Origin of the sequence: Proteus sp. G4380 (assembly GCF_963885725.1) — a bacterium.
In the GTDB taxonomy this organism is placed as follows: Bacteria; Pseudomonadota; Gammaproteobacteria; order Enterobacterales; family Enterobacteriaceae; genus Proteus; species Proteus mirabilis.
This window is the reverse complement of record NZ_CAWPAV010000156.1, coordinates 37,569-54,584: the sequence shown is the minus strand read 5'-3', so window position 1 is coordinate 54,584 and position 17,016 is coordinate 37,569. Positions and strand designations below refer to the sequence as shown.

General features: G+C 40.4%; 12 protein-coding genes and 1 pseudogene. 9 read left to right on the top strand and 4 right to left on the bottom strand.

Annotated elements, in window-relative coordinates; translation table 11 throughout:
* Positions 1-28 precede the first annotated feature (28 nt).
* Both AACU98_RS14240 and AACU98_RS14235 read right to left on the bottom strand, forming a co-directional pair.
* On the bottom strand, positions 29-973 hold the full coding sequence (locus AACU98_RS14240; protein ID WP_004242895.1) for a tripartite tricarboxylate transporter substrate binding protein: 945 nt from the start codon (positions 971-973) through the stop codon (positions 29-31).
* The gene (locus tag AACU98_RS14235) at positions 973-2,217 is read right to left on the bottom strand and encodes a PfkB family carbohydrate kinase (protein ID WP_004242894.1); all 1,245 of its coding nucleotides are present in this window, start codon (positions 2,215-2,217) and stop codon (positions 973-975) included. The genes AACU98_RS14240 and AACU98_RS14235 overlap by 1 nt, the downstream gene beginning before the upstream one ends.
* Before the next feature lie 793 nt (positions 2,218-3,010).
* Between AACU98_RS14235 and dmsA the strand changes: the two genes are divergently transcribed.
* The 4 genes from dmsA to dmsD all read left to right on the top strand — a co-directional run bounded on the left by dmsA (position 3,011) and on the right by dmsD (position 7,697).
* On the top strand, positions 3,011-5,455 hold the full coding sequence (dmsA, locus tag AACU98_RS14230; RefSeq protein WP_017628118.1) for a dimethylsulfoxide reductase subunit A: 2,445 nt from the start codon (positions 3,011-3,013) through the stop codon (positions 5,453-5,455).
* Between the two features lie 11 nt (positions 5,456-5,466).
* The gene (locus tag AACU98_RS14225) at positions 5,467-6,084 is read left to right on the top strand and encodes a DMSO/selenate family reductase complex B subunit (RefSeq protein WP_004242892.1); all 618 of its coding nucleotides are present in this window, start codon (positions 5,467-5,469) and stop codon (positions 6,082-6,084) included.
* 1 nt (position 6,085) lies between these two features.
* The gene (locus AACU98_RS14220) at positions 6,086-6,946 is read left to right on the top strand and encodes a DmsC/YnfH family molybdoenzyme membrane anchor subunit (RefSeq protein WP_004242891.1); all 861 of its coding nucleotides are present in this window, start codon (positions 6,086-6,088) and stop codon (positions 6,944-6,946) included.
* A gap of 139 nt (positions 6,947-7,085) precedes the next feature.
* Entirely contained in the window at positions 7,086-7,697 is a 612-nt protein-coding gene (dmsD, locus tag AACU98_RS14215) for a Tat proofreading chaperone DmsD (protein WP_004242890.1), read from the top strand.
* Between the two features lie 52 nt (positions 7,698-7,749).
* On the opposite strand, the gene AACU98_RS14210 is transcribed toward dmsD, so the two are convergent.
* Together AACU98_RS14210 and AACU98_RS14205 are read right to left on the bottom strand one after the other, a co-directional pair.
* Complete coding sequence (locus tag AACU98_RS14210) at positions 7,750-8,211, bottom strand: nucleoside deaminase (RefSeq protein ID WP_004242888.1); 462 nt, start codon at positions 8,209-8,211, stop codon at positions 7,750-7,752.
* A pseudogene (locus AACU98_RS14205) lies at positions 8,211-8,898 on the bottom strand (ankyrin repeat domain-containing protein). The gene AACU98_RS14210 and the pseudogene AACU98_RS14205 overlap by 1 nt, the downstream one beginning before the upstream one ends.
* A 335-nt stretch (positions 8,899-9,233) precedes the next feature.
* Between AACU98_RS14205 and kdpA the strand changes: the two are divergent.
* The 5 genes from kdpA to kdpE are packed head-to-tail and all read left to right on the top strand — an operon-like array spanning position 9,234 to position 16,994.
* Entirely contained in the window at positions 9,234-10,934 is a 1,701-nt protein-coding gene (kdpA, locus tag AACU98_RS14200; protein ID WP_161734959.1) for a potassium-transporting ATPase subunit KdpA, read from the top strand.
* Positions 10,935-10,945: 11 nt separating this feature from the next.
* Positions 10,946-13,003 carry a potassium-transporting ATPase subunit KdpB gene (gene kdpB / locus AACU98_RS14195; RefSeq protein WP_161734956.1) on the top strand — a complete coding sequence of 686 codons (2,058 nt, stop codon included), beginning with the start codon at positions 10,946-10,948 and terminating at the stop codon, positions 13,001-13,003.
* Positions 13,004-13,013: 10 nt separating this feature from the next.
* On the top strand, positions 13,014-13,607 hold the full coding sequence (gene kdpC, locus AACU98_RS14190) for a potassium-transporting ATPase subunit KdpC (RefSeq protein ID WP_004248042.1): 594 nt from the start codon (positions 13,014-13,016) through the stop codon (positions 13,605-13,607).
* Positions 13,608-13,611: 4 nt separating this feature from the next.
* A complete protein-coding gene (gene kdpD / locus AACU98_RS14185; RefSeq protein WP_004251249.1) occupies positions 13,612-16,314 on the top strand; it encodes a two-component system sensor histidine kinase KdpD in 2,703 nt (900 codons plus the stop codon).
* Entirely contained in the window at positions 16,311-16,994 is a 684-nt protein-coding gene (gene kdpE, locus AACU98_RS14180; protein ID WP_049203318.1) for a two-component system response regulator KdpE, read from the top strand. Before kdpD ends, kdpE begins: the two co-directional genes overlap by 4 nt.
* Positions 16,995-17,016 lie beyond the last annotated feature (22 nt).

Sequence of the window (17,016 nt, the reverse complement as noted above, 5' to 3'; positions counted from 1 at the left end):
AAACGGCTATTATCAGCCGTTTCCTCAGTTATTTTTTTATAATTTCGCCAAACTTTTTATCTTCATTGGCCATAAATTGTGTCGCATCATCACCATACAATTCAATGACTTCAAATCCTTGTTTATTAGCAAATTCAGCTAATTCACCTGAAGCATAAACTTTCTTCATTGCTGCGGTAAGCTTATCTTGTGCTTCTTTATCAAGTCCTTTAGGGGCAACTAACATATTCCATGCTTGTAAATCCCAATCATAACCTGTTGCTTCTTTAAAGAGAGGAACATCAGGATAAAATGCCGATTTTTCATTAGACATAATGGCCATATGTTTGACTAATCCGGCTTTGACCATACTGTCAGCCTCACCTAATGAAGACGTTACAATATCAACGCCCCCTGAAGCTAACTCTTGTAATGCCGCACTGGCTCCTTGGGAAGGAATAAAGCGGATTGCGTTATCAGGTAAACCTGCTGCACGTAACATACCAATATTATTAAGATGCCAGATAGAGTTTAATCCACTCCCTGACGCTTTTAATTTCCCTGGGTTGGCTTTGGCATAATCAATAATTTCTTGTGCATTATTAAAAGGCGATGATTTTGCAACTTGTAATCCACCGTAGATTACCGCTAAACGTGTGATCGGGGTATAATCTTGATAGGTTAAATTAGTCATCCCCTGATGATGCATCATCGCAATTTCAACCGTGGCAATACCTAATGTGTAACCATCTGGCTTGGCATTTTTAATAGCATCATGTCCAACAACGCCACTTCCTCCGGTCTTATTAACGACATTAACCGTCACACCTAATTCTTCTTGTAATCCTTTTGCTGCTAAACGAGCAACGGTATCGGTATTGCCACCAGCAGCCCAAGGAACAATAATCGTAATAGGTTTTTCAGGCCATTGTGCAAAAGCAGGAACAGTAAAAACAGAACTGCATAGGGTCAGAGCTAAGAGAGTTTTTTTCATTATATGCACCTTTTCTCATTGCAGATTACTTGTGGTCGAATATCTTCAATTCTTAATTTAAGACGTGCTTGTACTTGTGACAGTGAAGGCATTGAAGTCACCCCTTTTTGTTCTATAAATGCAGACAAGAAAGCACTAGCAAATAAAACACTTTCTGGCATTGTGCCTCCTGCGGCTATTTTTGAGGCAAATGCACCATTAAAAGCATCTGTTGCTGCCATCGTATCAACACGTAGAGAAGGTAGTGGCGGAATATGAAAAGTATTCCTCCCATCAAAATACACCACGCCTAATTCATCTATGTAGATAATCACTTTTTTCTTTTCGTTACCGGCAATAATCTCTACGGCTTGCTTGGCATCATTAATCGTATTAATTTCAATACCTGACCAATCTGAAGCTTGGTAAGCGTTTAACGTAATAAAATCTACATATAAATAAAGTTGTTTTAAATCATCGCTATACGGAGCGACATTAAGTATGACGGTTTTATTAATAGAATGAGCAAAAGAAGCGGCTTTCACATTAGCATCAATATTAATTTCCCCTTGCAGTAATAACACGTCAGCTTCACTAATATAAGGCAGTGATATATCGACCTCTTGCAGGGTAAAAGTGTTATTTGCGCCTAAATAGGTAGCCGTAATATTATTTTGGGTTTTATCTGCTAAATAGCTAATTGAGCTACCTGTTGGCTCTATTTCTGTTTGAAAAATAGTAAATGAATCAATACCGCTCTCTTGCAAATATTTATAAGCATACTTACTAAAATGATCTTCACCGACTTTGGTAATTAAATGCACTTTTGCATCAGAAAAACTGGCAGAAATGGCTTGATTCGTCCCTTTTCCACCCGGACCTATTGAGTTTCCTTTTGAATTTACCAATTCCCCTACACGAGGAAATGCATCAACATTAGCAATAATGTCCACCACAAAAGAGCCTAATACACACACTTTACCTTCTGGTGTTTTCTTTTTATGTTCTTTGACGATCAATAAATCGTGTAGTAAGCATGAGATATCAAAACTATCACTAAATTTACTGATCTTTTTTATTTCTTGTTTCCCTAGTATGGCGCCACCATGACAACGTTTGATCAACCCTTCATTTTCGAGGTATTTCAAATCACTGCGGATCGTTTCTAATGTGACGTTGAATCTTTCCGCTAGCTGAGCCACTTTAACTTTTTTCTGTTCCCTAATAATGCTATAGATTTCCTGTCGTCTTTCTTCTGAAAACATATAAAGTGCCTCCGTATCATTAATACGAGAATAAGGATATCCAGCCGATGATTTTGCGATAACATTCAAAACAAAAAACCAAAAACGGAAGCAAAACCAAATCCGAACAACTTAGATCACATTTTTTTAACAGTAATTCAATTGTGATAGCTGGAAAATGAGAGATGAAACGAATCTTTATCTGATGAGGAGTTTGTTAAGCGTAAGAAAAATCAGTCTATTATAAGTACATTGATTTTCAATGTTCTATTTTAGAACCAGCTGATTTTGTAAATATCATGTTAACTGACGGTTTATTTGTTTTATTACATAAGAGATTATTGATACACAGTTCAAGCTAACCGACGTTTTTTTAATGTTTACTCGATATCAAATGACACTTGTTAAATAACAATAATAAAAAAACACAGATGTAATCATTGATAAAAATAATGAGTTAATGATTCTGTATATTACACATTATAAATTGGACTTTATTAGGCTATTTTAGTTATTTAGTTTATTTTTTCTTATTAATCGATATGTATTAAATTATATATCAATATTAATCAATTGATTAATTTTAAATAATACATAGGGTTAAGAAAACAGCGACAATTGATAACCTTCGTAATAAATCATCTTTCTTTGATGTAAAGCAACTACCACTTTTTATAAGTAAGTAATATCCACATTAACAGTTGGGTTTTATTATCTTACGTTAGCGTGCTTATTTATTAACAAAAATGATAACAATAATTTCTATATAAGCTCTTTATTTTTCTTCTTAAAAATATAATTAAGTGAGTAATGTATGAAAAACATCAAAGAGATGACGTTACTTTCCACCCCCCTATCTCGCCGACGCTTTGTAAAAGTGGGAGCCGCTGGTGGATTAGTTGCAACGGCGGGTGGATTATCTCTCCCCTTTAGCCAAGCCATGGCTTCGGAGCAAACAGCGCCGACATCTACCAATAAAGAAAAAGTCGTCTGGAGTGCATGTACCGTCAATTGCGGTAGTCGTTGTCCATTGCGTATGCATGTCGTTGATGGCGAAATTAAGTACGTTGAAACAGACAATACCGGCAATGACGTTTACGACGAGTTCCATCAAGTACGAGCTTGCTTACGTGGTCGCTCTATGCGTCGGCGTGTTTATAATCCAGATCGCTTACGTTATCCCATGAAACGCGTAGGTAAACGTGGTGAAGGTAAATTTGAACGTATCTCTTGGGATGAAGCCTTTGATACTATTTCCGACACCATGAAACGCCTGATAAAAGATTATGGCAATGAATCTATTTATCTAAATTACGGTACAGGTACCCTCGGTGGCACCATGACAAAATCTTGGCCACCAGGAGCAACCCTTATTGCCCGTTTAATGAATTGCTGTGGTGGTTATCTCAACCATTATGGCGATTATAGTACTGCGCAGATCGCGGCAGGCTTAAATTACACCTACGGGGGATGGGCTGACGGCAATAGTCCTTCAGACATCGAAAATACTAAATTGGTTGTTATGTTTGGTAATAATCCCGGCGAAACACGTATGAGTGGCGGTGGTGTAACTTATTATGTTGAGCAAGCTCGTGAAAAATCAGATGCTCGCATGATAATTATTGATCCTCGCTATACTGATACGGGTGCAGGTCGTGAGGATGAGTGGATCCCCATTCGTCCAGGTACTGATGCAGCCTTAGTTAATGCGTTAGCTTATGTCATGATCAAAGAAGATTTAGTCGATAAACCCTTCTTAGATAAATACTGCGTAGGTTACGACGAAACCACGATGCCAGAAGGGGCACCTAAAAACGCCCACTATAAAGCCTATATTTTAGGTGATGGCGCAGATGGTCAACCCAAAACCCCAGAATGGGCAGCACAAATTACCGGCATTCCCGCGGCACGTATTGTTAAATTAGCCCGTGAAATCGCCGGTGCTAAGCCGGCTTATATTACTCAAGGTTGGGGCCCACAACGCCGTTCAAATGGCGAATTAGCCTCTCGCGCTATTGCAATGCTCGCTATCTTAACAGGTAATGTGGGAATAAATGGGGGCAATACCGGTGCCCGTGAAGGCTCTTACAGCATTCCTTTTGTCCGTATGCCAACCTTAACTAACCCTGTCACGACCAGTATTTCTATGTTTATGTGGACAGATGCCATTTTACGTGGCCCTGAAATGACCGCTACACGTGATGGCGTGCGAGGTAAAGATAAACTGGATGTACCTATTAAAATGGTCTGGAACTATGCGGGGAACTGCTTAGTTAACCAACATTCAGAAATAAACCGTACTCATGAAATCCTACAAGATGATAAAAAATGCGAAATGATTGTGGTTATCGATAATCATATGACCGCATCGGCAAAATATGCAGATATCTTACTGCCAGATTGCACGGCATCAGAGCAAATGGATTTCTGTATGGATGCTTCTGCGGGGAATATGGCTTACGTGATTTTCGCTGACCAAGCGATTAAGCCACGTTTTGAAAGTCGCAATATCTATGAGATGACCAGCGAAATTGCTAAACGTATGGGGGTGGGTGAGAAATTTACCGAAAATCGTACCCAAGAAGAGTGGTTACGCCATCTTTATGAGCAATCTCGTCAAAATTTACCAGAACTGCCTACCTTTGAAGAATTTCGGGCACAAGGTATCTTTAAAAAACGTGATCCACAAGGCCATCATGTGGCTTACCGTGAATTCCGCGCTGATCCACTCAACAATCCACTGACAACGCCGTCAGGAAAAATTGAAATTTATTCTTCGCAATTAGCTGAAATTAAAGCGACATGGGAATTAGCGGCAGACGATGTGATTGATCCACTGCCAATCTACTCCGCAGGTTTTGAAAGCTATGGCGACCCTGCTATGGATAAATACCCATTACAAATGACGGGTTTTCACTATAAAGCTCGTACCCACTCAACTTATGGCAACGTGGATGTATTAAAAGCGGCTTGTCCACAAGAAATTTGGATAAACCCTGTTGATGCTACAAAACGTGGTATCAAACACGGCGATTTAGTCCGTATTTATAACGATCGCGGTGAAGTACGTATCAACGCTAAAGTGACACCACGTATTTTGCCGGGTGTTGTCGGATTAAGTGAAGGGGCTTGGTATAACCCAGACAGTAACCGTATTGATCATGCAGGTTGCATTAACGTGTTAACGACCCAACGCCCTTCACCACTTGCTAAGGGTAATCCTTCTCACAGTAATCTTGTTGAAGTCGTCAAGGCGTAAGGAGTCTGGTTATGTCAACGCAATATGGTTTTTATATCGATTCAAGTCGTTGCACCGGCTGCAAAACCTGCGAACTCGCGTGCAAGGATTTTAAAAATTTATCCCCTGAGGTCAATTTCCGCCGTATTTATGAATATGCCGGTGGTGATTGGACCGAGCAAGATGGTGTGTATACGCAAAACGTTTTTGCTTACTACTTATCTATTTCATGTAACCACTGTGACGATCCGGCTTGCGTAAAAGTCTGTCCAAGTGGCGCCATGCACAAACGCGAAGATGGTTTTGTGGTGGTGAATGAAGAAGTGTGTATAGGCTGTCGTTATTGCCATATGGCATGTCCTTATGGTGCACCGCAGTTTGATGAAGTCAAAGGCCACATGACCAAATGTGATGGTTGTTATGAGCGTGTTGCTGAAGGCAAAAAGCCAATTTGTGTCGGATCTTGCCCATTGCGTGCATTAGATATGGCACCGATTGAAGAGTTACGCGCTAAATATGGTGATCTTGCTGAAATAGCCCCTCTTCCATCTGCGAAATACACTAAACCGAATATTGTACTTAAATTAAATGCCAATAGCCGACCTGTAGGTGACACCACCGGGCATCTGGCTAACCCAGAGGAGGTTTAAGATGGGCATGGGATTACATGAATGGCCACTGATGTTCTTTACCGTTATTGGTCAAAGTGTGGCTGGCGCCTTTATTATTATGGGTTGCGCCATTCTTTCAGGCAAACTGCCTGAAGCGTTAAATCGCAAAGTGCATTACAGCATGTTTGGTTTGTGGTTATTAATGGGGATTGGTTTTTTACTCTCCATGATCCACATGGGAACCCCAATGCGTGCCTTTAACTCTTTTATCCGTTTTGGTCATTCATCGTTAAGTAATGAAATTGCCAGTGGTGCCACATTCTTTGCTTTAGGTGGCTTATATTGGCTAATTAGTGTGTTAAATAAAATGCCCGCTGCATTAGGTAAATTGTGGCTAGTGGTTGTCATGATACTTGCGGTGCTATTTATCACGGCTATTTCGCGAGTTTATCAAATTGATACTGTACCTACTTGGTATAATGGCTATACCACAGTTAACTTCGTACTAACCGCATTTATTGGTGGCCCTATTTTAGCGGCACTGTTAATGCGTATTGCCGGTTTTAACTTAAATTGTATTAGTGCATTACCGCTATTAAGTGTCATCGCCATTATTATCAGTGCTATTGTGGCTACCTCTCAAGGCTTTGAATTGGGTTCAATTCAAACCTCCGTACAAAAAGCGGTTGATTTAGTTCCTGATTACGGTTTTTTAATGGGCATTAAATTGATTGCCCTAACATTAGGGTTAGCTTGTTGGATAGCACCGTTATTACGCAAAAATAATCCTTCTGTTTCTTTAATGGTGTTAGGTTTTATTTTGGTGTTTGTTGGTGAATTTATTGGTCGTGGCGTATTCTATGGCTTACATATGACAGTAGGAATGGCTGTTGTAGGTTAATCAACCTATTTATCCTTAAAAACCGCCGTAATGGCGGTTTTCTTTTACTGTGTTACCCTTTTTTAATCTTAGTCATTATGTTTATATAGGGAATAACCTATTATAGATAATATACATTTCAGCGGATAATAAAAATATTATGGAACAACAAGTTATTACAGATATTTCTCTCTCTGCCCGTATTATTGGGGCTGCTTTCTATTACCCACCAACTGAAAAAAGTGACATTGTTGAGTTACTCTCAAGCGGCAAATGGTTAACTGAATGGCCTTATGGCTCTGAAGAAGAAAAACAACGCATTGCCTCATTATTGGCGCAAACTACCTATCAAGATGAAACATTAGCACAAGCCTATCAACGTTTATTTATTGGGCCTTATGCGCTACCTGCACCACCTTGGGGATCAGTGTATCTTGATCATGAGAATGTCTTATTTGGTGATTCAACCTTAGATTTACGTGAATGGATGCTGGAGAATGGTATTGATATTGCCTTGACTCAAAATGAACCTGAAGATCACTTTGGTTTAATGGTGATGATGGTGGCATGGGTTGCAGAAACACGCCCTGAAAAATTAACTGAACTACTTGCTGAACATTTATTACCTTGGGCTTATCGCTATCTAGAGAAATTGTCCTTACAAGGAGCATTCCCTTATTATGAAGGTCTTGCCATGTTAGCAACGTTAACGCTTAAAAGCTGGCAATCCCTACTCTCGATTACTCCTGTTGAAAAACAGCTATTTTGCTAATCGACTGATTTGATCAAAAGAAGAACAGCCCTAATTGGGCTGTTATTTTTAGTTAAGATTGTTGAGACCAAAGCTGATAAAGTGCCGGTTGTTTTTCGTCTTCAGGTTTTATTTGCACAAATTGCAACCCTTCTTGTTGCTCCGGAGCGACTCTTAATGCCTTAGCAATATTGGCTGTCGATAATCCATAAGGCTGGGCATCATCATTAGAGTAAGCATAAAATATTTGTGAGATCCCCGCCATACGCATAGCCGCCAAACACATTGGACAAGGTTGACCACTGGCATAAACCACACAATCATCCAATTTTGCTCGTCCTAACACTTTTCCGGCTTCTCGTAATGCTAATAATTCTGCATGTGCAGTTGGATCATTTGTCGCTGTAATTTGATTAACAGCATGAGCAATCACTTGGCCATTTTTCACGATCACCGCGCCAAAGGGACGCCCACCAACTTTCACATTCTCTGTGGCAAGCGAAATGGCTTGCTGTATAAATTGCTTATCTGACATTATTTTGCCCCTGCTTGTTGAAGAATATTGATGATATTGGTATAGCCTTTATCTTTCGCTAAGGTTAATGGTGTACGTCCAGATCCATCAGCCAAATTAACATCCGCCCCACCATCGATCAGCAACGTCACGATATCTGCATATTTTTGACTTCCATCACCTAAAATAATGGCTTCAATTAACGCAGTCCAACCAAGGCGATTAACATGATTGACATCTACACCGGCATCAATCAAGGTTTTTACTGTGGCAACATGGCCGCGCTCCGCCGCAGGAATCAATGCCGTACCACCATAACGGTTGATGCTATTCAGATCTGCGCCATGGGCTAAGGTTAAAGCTAAAATTTCCTGCAAATCCTCTCGCTCCAGCATAAAGATAAGGTGAATCATAGATAGCATCGCGGGCATTGACGTTAGCCCCTTGTTCAATCAGGTATTTTGCCACCTCAATTTGATTCGCATGAGTAGCCGCCATTAGCGGTGTACGCAATTTGATATCTCGTTGTTCAATATTCTCTCCTTGCGCTATCTGGCGCTTTAATTCTGGCAAGTTTCCCTCTTGTGCCAGTGTTACTAGATCTGCTTTATCAGAATTTGCCATTGCTTTTACCATAAAGATAGATGAAACCATTAATAGGCCTAAGAAGTAGAAAAACCACTTGGTCTTTAAATAGATAGCATTCATTCAATCTCTCCTCGTGAAGGGGTATTTTCAGCCTGCTTAATCAGCAGATTATTCGACCATTTATTACATCTAACAAAGGGATGGCATTATTTCAACCTATTGAGGAATAAAATATTCCACCATTAAGCCTTGATTTAGGTTTGGTCAGCATTTTTATACTTTTTTTACATCCGCCATAGCGCTTTTATCAACATCTTTACACCTCTTTCAGTAGCTTTACTCAATCTAAATCGCAAAAGGATAGTTCAAATGTTGATATTCGGTGCTGTGGCATTAGTTATTGTGCTCACTGCTTATCTTATTTATGTGTTGTTTCATGCAGAGGCATTTTAAAAATGGCAACAACAACGTTGATCTATATTGCCGTTTTTCTCACCGTCTTACTGATTATGGGAAAAGTGATTGGCAATTATCTTGCTCGTCTCATAGAAGGTGATTTACCTCATTGGGTAACAAAAACAGAACAGGTTATTTGGCGTAGCTGTGGTTTTAAACCTGCCGGCAAAGCGATTCAGTCTATGAGTTGGTATCACTATATGTTCGCCCTGTTAATTTTTAACTCAATGGGAGCACTTTTATTATTGGTAATTTTACTTAATCAAGGTTATTTACCTTTAAATCCACAGTTTGCACCTAATATGAGTTGGGATTTAGCATTAAATACCACCATTAGTTTTATTACTAATACCAATTGGCAGGCCTATAGCGGTGAAACAGCCGTCAGCTATTTAAGCCAAATGATGGGGCTTACAGTACAAAATTTCTTATCAGCAACAACGGGGATCGCTGTTGCCTTTGTATTGATCAGAGCATTAACACAATCTTCTTGCCATTCCATTGGTAATGCTTGGGTAGATATCGGTCGTATTACCCTATATCTGTTACTACCTTTAGCCATTATTTGGTCACTGTTATTTGTTAGCCAAGGCGTGATCCAAAATTTCCATCCCGCGCTATTAAGCCAAGGACTTGAAAATCAGCAATGGTTACCAATGGGCCCCGTTGCTTCTCAAGAGGCAATTAAACTGTTAGGAACCAATGGAGGAGGCTATTTTGCAGCAAACTCTGCTCATCCTTATGAAAACCCAACCTCTTTCAGTAACTTTTTGCAAATACTTGCCATATTCCTGTTACCTACCGCGCTATGCTTCGCCTTTGGCCGACTGAGTGGCACACAACGGCAAGGCTATACCTTACTTTGGGTAATGACATTGATTTTTATTGTTGCGGTTAGCGTGATTGTTTGGGCTGAATGGCGAGGTAACCCACAATTTACGTTAATGGGTGCGGATAGTTCATTAAATATGGAAGGTAAAGAGAGTCGCTTTGGTTTAATAGGCAGTGCGTTATTTGTTGCCGTCACTACAGCCGCTTCTTGTGGTGCAGTAAATGCCATGCATGATTCATTAACTGCATTAGGAGGTATGGTTCCTATGTGGTTAATGCAAACTGGAGAAGTCATCTTCGGCGGTGTTGGTTCTGGTTTTTATGGCATGATCTTGTATGTTTTGTTAGCTGTTTTTATCGCTGGATTAATGGTGGGTCGAGCACCTGAATATCTCGGCAAAAAAATTGGTGTAGCAGAAATGAAATGGGTTGCTGTCGCTATTTTAATATCACCAGCAATCACCTTATTAGGTACAACACTTGCCCTCTTTAGCCAAGTAGGTCGCGAAGCGATTTTAAATCCTGGTCCTCATGGTTTTAGTGAAGTTTTATACGCTTTTACTTCAGCTGCCAATAACAATGGTAGTGCTTTCGCCGGACTGAATGCTAATTCTGTTTTTTATAATCTGTTATTAGGTATCACTATGCTTGTCGGACGTTTTGGTGTCATGTTGCCTGTCTTAGCTATCGCCGGTAGTTTGGCAATAAAAAAACGCCAAGCTGAAAGTTTAGCCACATTGTCCACTACTTCACCGCTATTTATTTTTCTATTGTTCCTCACAGTAATAATGATTGGTGCACTCACCTTTGTTCCGGCATTAGCACTAGGCCCTATTGCTGAATATTTACAGTTGTTATGGGCTAAATAAGGACACTCATCATGAAAAAAACACCTCTTTTTAATAGAAAAACAATGATGTCAGCTTTCTTGGATGCTATCAAAAAATGCACCCCTCAAGCCCAATGGCATAATCCGGTGATGTTTATTGTTTATGTTGGTGCACTACTCACTACGGGTATTTGGTTTGCCGTTTTACTGGGGTATCTACCACCAGATAATCATTTTACTTTTCAAGTCATGCTTTGGTTATGGATAACCCTACTATTTGCCAATTTTGCTGAATCTTTAGCAGAAAGTCGTAGTAAAGCACAGGCGGCAAGCTTACGAGGTGCGAAACAACAATCTAAAGCGGTGCGCTTACAGCATGCTGATCTTCACGCTCCCCAAGAAATCATTGATTCACTTTTATTACATAAAGGCGATATTGTTTTGGTCAATGCTGGCGAGGTAATTCCTTGTGATGGTGAAGTGATTGAAGGTGGCGCTTCTGTTGATGAAAGTGCGATCACCGGTGAATCAGCTCCCGTTATTCGTGAGTCAGGTGGCGATTTTTCTTCTGTTACTGGAGGGACTCGTGTGTTATCTGACTGGTTGATTATTCGTTGTAGTGCTGAAGCGGGTAACTCTTTCCTCGATCGTATGATTGGTATGGTGGAAGGGGCTAAACGCAGAAAAACGCCGAATGAAATTGCATTAACTATTTTATTAACGGCCCTAACGCTGATCTTTTTATTCGCTTGTTCCACACTCTATCCTTTTAGTGTGTTTGCCGTGCAATTCCAAGAGCATGGTGAGGTTATTTCTGTTGTAACGTTAATCGCATTATTAGTTTGTCTGATCCCTACAACCATCGGCGGACTACTCTCTTCTATTGGTGTGGCAGGTATGAGCCGGATGTTAGACGCTAATGTGATTGCGACTAGTGGGCGTGCAGTAGAAGCCGCAGGAGACGTTGATGTTTTATTACTCGATAAAACAGGGACAATTACTTTAGGTAATCGCCAAGCTTCTCGTTTTATTCCTCTATCAGGAATAACTGAAAAACAATTGGCAGATGCGGCGCAATTAAGCTCTTTAGCAGATGAAACACCTGAGGGTCGTAGCATCGTTATATTAGCCAAACAGCGCTTTAATTTACGTGAACGAGATTTAACTTCGATGGGAGCCTCTTTTGTTCCATTCTCAGCGATGACCAGAATGAGTGGCGTAAATATTGGCGAGCGTATTATACGTAAAGGCTCGGTTGATGCTATTCGTCGCCATATCGAAGTTAGTCATAGTCATTTTCCCGATGAAGTCAACACCATAGTCGAGCAAGTCGCAAGAGCTGGTGCTACGCCATTAGTCGTCGTTGAAAATCAAAATATCCTTGGTGTAGTTGAACTTAAAGATATCGTCAAAGGGGGGATCAAAGAGCGCTTTGCTCAACTTCGCCAAATGGGCATTAAAACCGTGATGATCACCGGTGATAACCATCTTACTGCGGCGGCCATTGCTGCCGAGTCCGGTGTAGATGATTTTCTTGCGCAAGCCACTCCAGAGGCTAAATTGGCGTTGATCCGTCAATATCAATCAGAAGGTCGACTTGTCGCTATGACCGGAGATGGTACTAATGATGCGCCGGCTTTAGCACAAGCCGATGTTGCTGTGGCTATGAATTCAGGAACGCAAGCCGCTAAAGAAGCAGGCAATATGGTTGATTTGGACTCAAATCCCACCAAATTAATTGAAGTCGTTCATATTGGTAAACAAATGCTTATGACCCGTGGCGCCCTAACCACCTTTAGTATTGCCAATGATATCGCAAAATATTTTGCCATTATTCCCGCAGCTTTTGCGGTGACATATCCACAATTGAATATGCTCAATATTATGGGATTACACTCCCCAGCATCCGCGATGTTATCAGCCGTTATTTTTAATGCTTTGATCATCGTCTTTTTGATCCCTTTAGCGTTGAAAGGTGTGCATTATCGTCCTGTTTCTGCTCATTCATTATTACGCCGTAATCTCTCTTTATACGGAATAAGTGGGTTAATTGTTCCTTTTTTAGGCATTAAACTCATCGATATGATTTTAGCTATTATTGGGCTTTAAGGAGAATACTATGCATCTTTTTCGTTCATCTTTAGTGATGTTAGTATTACTGACACTTATCACTGGATTAGCCTATCCTTTATTTATAACCGGATTAGCTCAATTGTTTTTCCCTTGGCAAGCAAATGGTTCACTGGTTTATCAGGACGATAAACTGATTGGCTCTGAATTGATTGGACAGTCATTTAATCGAGCCGATTACTTTCAAGGTCGCCCCTCAATGACAAGTGAAATGCCTTACAATAGTATGGCTTCCGGCGCTAGCCAACTTGCTACATCAAATCCACTCTTAAGCGAGAAAGTGGCTGCAGGTGTTCGTTTATGGCAAAAAAGGGTTGATAATCATCAAGTCGTTCCTGTTGATTTAGTGACCGCTTCCGCCAGTGGGCTTGATCCTCATATTTCATTGGCTGCCGCTTATTACCAAGCACCGCATATTGCGTTATTACGTCAATTCACAATAAATGAAATAAAACAATTAATTACAGAAAATACGACATCGCCATTAATACCATTTTTAGGTGAACCTGTGGTGAATGTCTTTAAACTCAATCAGGCACTTGATAGATTGAGTGCAGAAAAAAACAATAAAGTGAGCGGGTAATAAAATGGAACAAGCTCCGCAGTGGCAACGCCCTTCTCCTGATGATTTGCTGGCATTAACGCGAGCACCCCATCGAGGACGATTAAAGATCTTTTTTGGTGCCTGTGCCGGCGTAGGTAAAACCTACGCCATGTTACAAGAAGCTCAACGTTTACATCAGCAAGGTATTGATGTCTTAGCTGGGGTTGTAGAAACCCATCAGCGCCAAGAAACGGCACAACAACTTGAGGGATTACCGTTATTACCGCCATTAAAATTACATTATCGTGGTAGAAAGCTCTCTGCCTTTAATTTAGATGCGGCCTTAGCAAGACATCCTGCGGTGATCTTAATGGATGAATTGGCTTTTAGTAATCCACATAAATGTCGCCATCCAAAACGTTGGCAAGATGTTGAAGAGTTACTTGATGCGGGCATCGATGTTTTAACCACCATTAATGTACAACATATTGAAAGTCTTAATGATATTGTTGGTAGTATTACTGGCATTCGCGTTCAAGAGACGATTCCTGATTATATCTTTGATAATGCCGATGAAGTAGTTATGGTCGACTTACCACCAGACGACCTACAACAGCGCTTAAATGAAGGCAAAGTTTATCTGGCAGGACAAGCAGAGCGTGCAATAGAGCATTTTTTTCGTAAAGGTAATTTGATTGCATTACGAGAGCTTGCCCTAAGACGAATGGCAGATCGCGTTGATTCCCAAGTAAAAGAATTCCGTGATAGCCAAGGTGGTACGCCTGTTTGGCATACTACTGATAGTTTAATGGTTTGTCTTGGTGCTCATGGAAGAAATGATAAATTAGTGCGTACTGCCGCTCGTTATGCTGCTGCTTTTGGTTGCCAATGGCATGCTATTTATGTTGAAACACCAAAGCTACATCAGATAGGTGAGCATAAACGCCGTGCTATTTTACATTCCCTCAAGTTAGCACAACACCTAGGGGCAAGAACGGCGATCCTTTCTGATAATCAAGCGGAAAAAGCGGTGATCCGCTATGCCAGAGAGCATAATTTAGGCAAGGTGATTATCGGTCAACGCCCCTATCAAAAGTGGCAATGGTTAAAACGTTGGGTCCGTATGCGTTTCGCAGAAAGGTTAGCGCGTTATGCACCTGACTTGCATGTTATCAGTGTCGCTTTAAATGAAGAAGAACCGCGTTATAAAACAAAAACATTTGTGCCACAAAATGATAAATGGCGTCAAAATCTTAAAGGCTATCTAACAGCTATTGGTTTATGTCTAGCTATTACGCTTTTTTCACGTACTTTTTTGTTAGCGTTAGATAAGGCGAATTTAGTTACTCTTTATTTATTAGGCGTTGTTCTTATCGCGCTATTTTTTGGTCGTCGCCCTTCTATTTTTGCTGCTTTAATCAATGTGATAAGCTTTGATTTGTTCTTTGTACAACCGCATTTTTCACTGGCTGTATTAGATATGCAGTATTTAGTGACTTTTTCCGTAATGCTCATTGTTGGGTTAGTGGTGGGTAATTTAACTGCGGGAATGCGTTATCAAACCCGGGTTGCTCGTTATAGAGAACAACGCACTCGTCATTTATTTGAAATGACCCGAGAGCTGAGTCGGGCACTGACTTTAGAAGAAGTGGTACGTACTAGTTATCATTTTTTATCAAGTGCTTTTGATGCCAAAGTTTGTTTATTAATGCCTAATCATCATGGTGAATTAACGCCATACAATGCTGAAGGTATGGGACAACTTCCCATTGATAGTGGTATTGCCCGTTGGTGTTGGGATAAAGATCAAATCGCAGGTGCAGGAACGGATACCCTACCTAGTGTCCCTTATCAGTTGCACCCTATTAGCGCATCTCAACAAGTATTAGCGATTTTAGCGATTGAGCCAAATAATCTACGCCAAGTACTTATTCCTGAACAACAGCAACTCCTACAGACATTTAATGGCCTAATTGCCAATGCTCTTGAACGGTTACAACAGGCGGAAATGGCCGAACAATCTCGTATTAATATAGAACGAGAACAATTAAGAAATGCGCTCTTAGCCGCCCTTTCTCATGATCTAAAAACACCACTTACCGTCCTGTTTGGCCAGTCTGAAATTCTTCTTCTAGACTTAAGTGCTGAAGGCTCTGCTCATACTGAACAAGTCAGTCAGATCCGCCAACAAATTTTGACGACCTCCCGCTTAGTCAACAATTTACTGGATATGGCACGTATTCAATCAGGTGGGATCCAAGTCAACTTGCAGTGGAATTTACTGCAAGAAATTGCTGGAAGTGCAATACGTTCACTCTCTTATTTACTTGATAAACACCCATTACAAATTGATATTCCAGCTGATTTATTACTCTATTGCGATAGTCTGTTAATTGAGCGCGTGTTAACTAATTTGTTAGAAAATGCAGTCAAATATACCGCATCACAAACTAAATTAGGCATAAAAGCTACGGTTGAAGAGGATCAAATTCATGTTGAAGTTTGGGATGAAGGCGCAGGTATTCCCACTGAACAATTGCAGCTTATTTTTAATAAATTTTCACGTGCAGTAAAAGAGTCCGCCATTCCGGGGGTTGGGCTGGGTCTTGCTATTTGCAGTGCTATTATCCACTTACATGAAGGTAAAATTTGGGCTGAAAATAATAAAAAAGGTGGAGCCAGTTTTCACTTTGTTTTACCTTTAAAATCACTACCGAATATTGATGAGATTGAAATAAAACAGTGACGCCATATAACATATTGATTGTTGAAGATGAAAAAGAGATCTTACGATTCGTTCGCCTTGCATTAGAGAACGAAGGTTTTCGTGTTTATGACGCCTCAGAATGTCAACGAGGATTAATAGAAGCAGCATCAAGAAAACCTGATTTAGTCATTCTTGATCTGGGATTACCTGATAAAGATGGGCTTTGCTTTATTCAAGATTTCCGCCAATGGAGTAGCACGCCGATTATTGTGTTATCCGCCAGAGATTCTGAACAAGATAAAGTTGATGCTTTAGACGCTGGAGCTGATGATTATTTAACTAAACCCTTCGGTATGAGTGAATTACTAGCTCGGGTTCGTGCTTCATTACGTCGCTTTGTCAAACAAGAAACAGAAACGACTCAATTTACATTTGGTGATATCACTATTGATTGGGTTAAAAGAGTAGTCACTCGCCAAGGCGTACCCATTCACTTTACTCCGACCGAGTTTCGTCTACTCAGTGAACTTGTCAACAATAGTGGAAAAGTATTAACTCAACGTCATTTAATGCAGCATGTTTGGGGGCCTAACTTTGTAGAGCATAGCCATTATTTGCGAATTTATATGGGGCATCTACGTCAGAAAATAGAAACCGATCCCACCTGTCCAGTGCACTTAATTACTGAAACGGGGATCGGTTATCGTTTTATGCCTTAAGTCTCTTTTTTCGGTTTATCAG

What these genes read in the sequence shown, in the direction of transcription:
- AACU98_RS14235 (WP_004242894.1), bottom strand. Translation starts at nt 2,217, where the DNA reads ATGTTTTCAGAAGAAAGACGACAGGAAATCTATAGCATTATTAGGGAA.
- AACU98_RS14210 (WP_004242888.1), bottom strand. Translation starts at nt 8,211, where the DNA reads ATGTCAGATAAGCAATTTATACAGCAAGCCATTTCGCTTGCCACAGAG.
- dmsD (WP_004242890.1), top strand. Translation starts at nt 7,086, where the DNA reads ATGGAACAACAAGTTATTACAGATATTTCTCTCTCTGCCCGTATTATT.
- kdpB (WP_161734956.1), top strand. Translation starts at nt 10,946, where the DNA reads ATGAAAAAAACACCTCTTTTTAATAGAAAAACAATGATGTCAGCTTTC.
- kdpA (WP_161734959.1), top strand. Translation starts at nt 9,234, where the DNA reads ATGGCAACAACAACGTTGATCTATATTGCCGTTTTTCTCACCGTCTTA.
- AACU98_RS14225 (WP_004242892.1), top strand. Translation starts at nt 5,467, where the DNA reads ATGTCAACGCAATATGGTTTTTATATCGATTCAAGTCGTTGCACCGGC.
- dmsA (WP_017628118.1), top strand. Translation starts at nt 3,011, where the DNA reads ATGAAAAACATCAAAGAGATGACGTTACTTTCCACCCCCCTATCTCGC.
- AACU98_RS14220 (WP_004242891.1), top strand. Translation starts at nt 6,086, where the DNA reads ATGGGCATGGGATTACATGAATGGCCACTGATGTTCTTTACCGTTATT.
- kdpD (WP_004251249.1), top strand. Translation starts at nt 13,612, where the DNA reads ATGGAACAAGCTCCGCAGTGGCAACGCCCTTCTCCTGATGATTTGCTG.
- AACU98_RS14240 (WP_004242895.1), bottom strand. Translation starts at nt 973, where the DNA reads ATGAAAAAAACTCTCTTAGCTCTGACCCTATGCAGTTCTGTTTTTACT.
- kdpC (WP_004248042.1), top strand. Translation starts at nt 13,014, where the DNA reads ATGCATCTTTTTCGTTCATCTTTAGTGATGTTAGTATTACTGACACTT.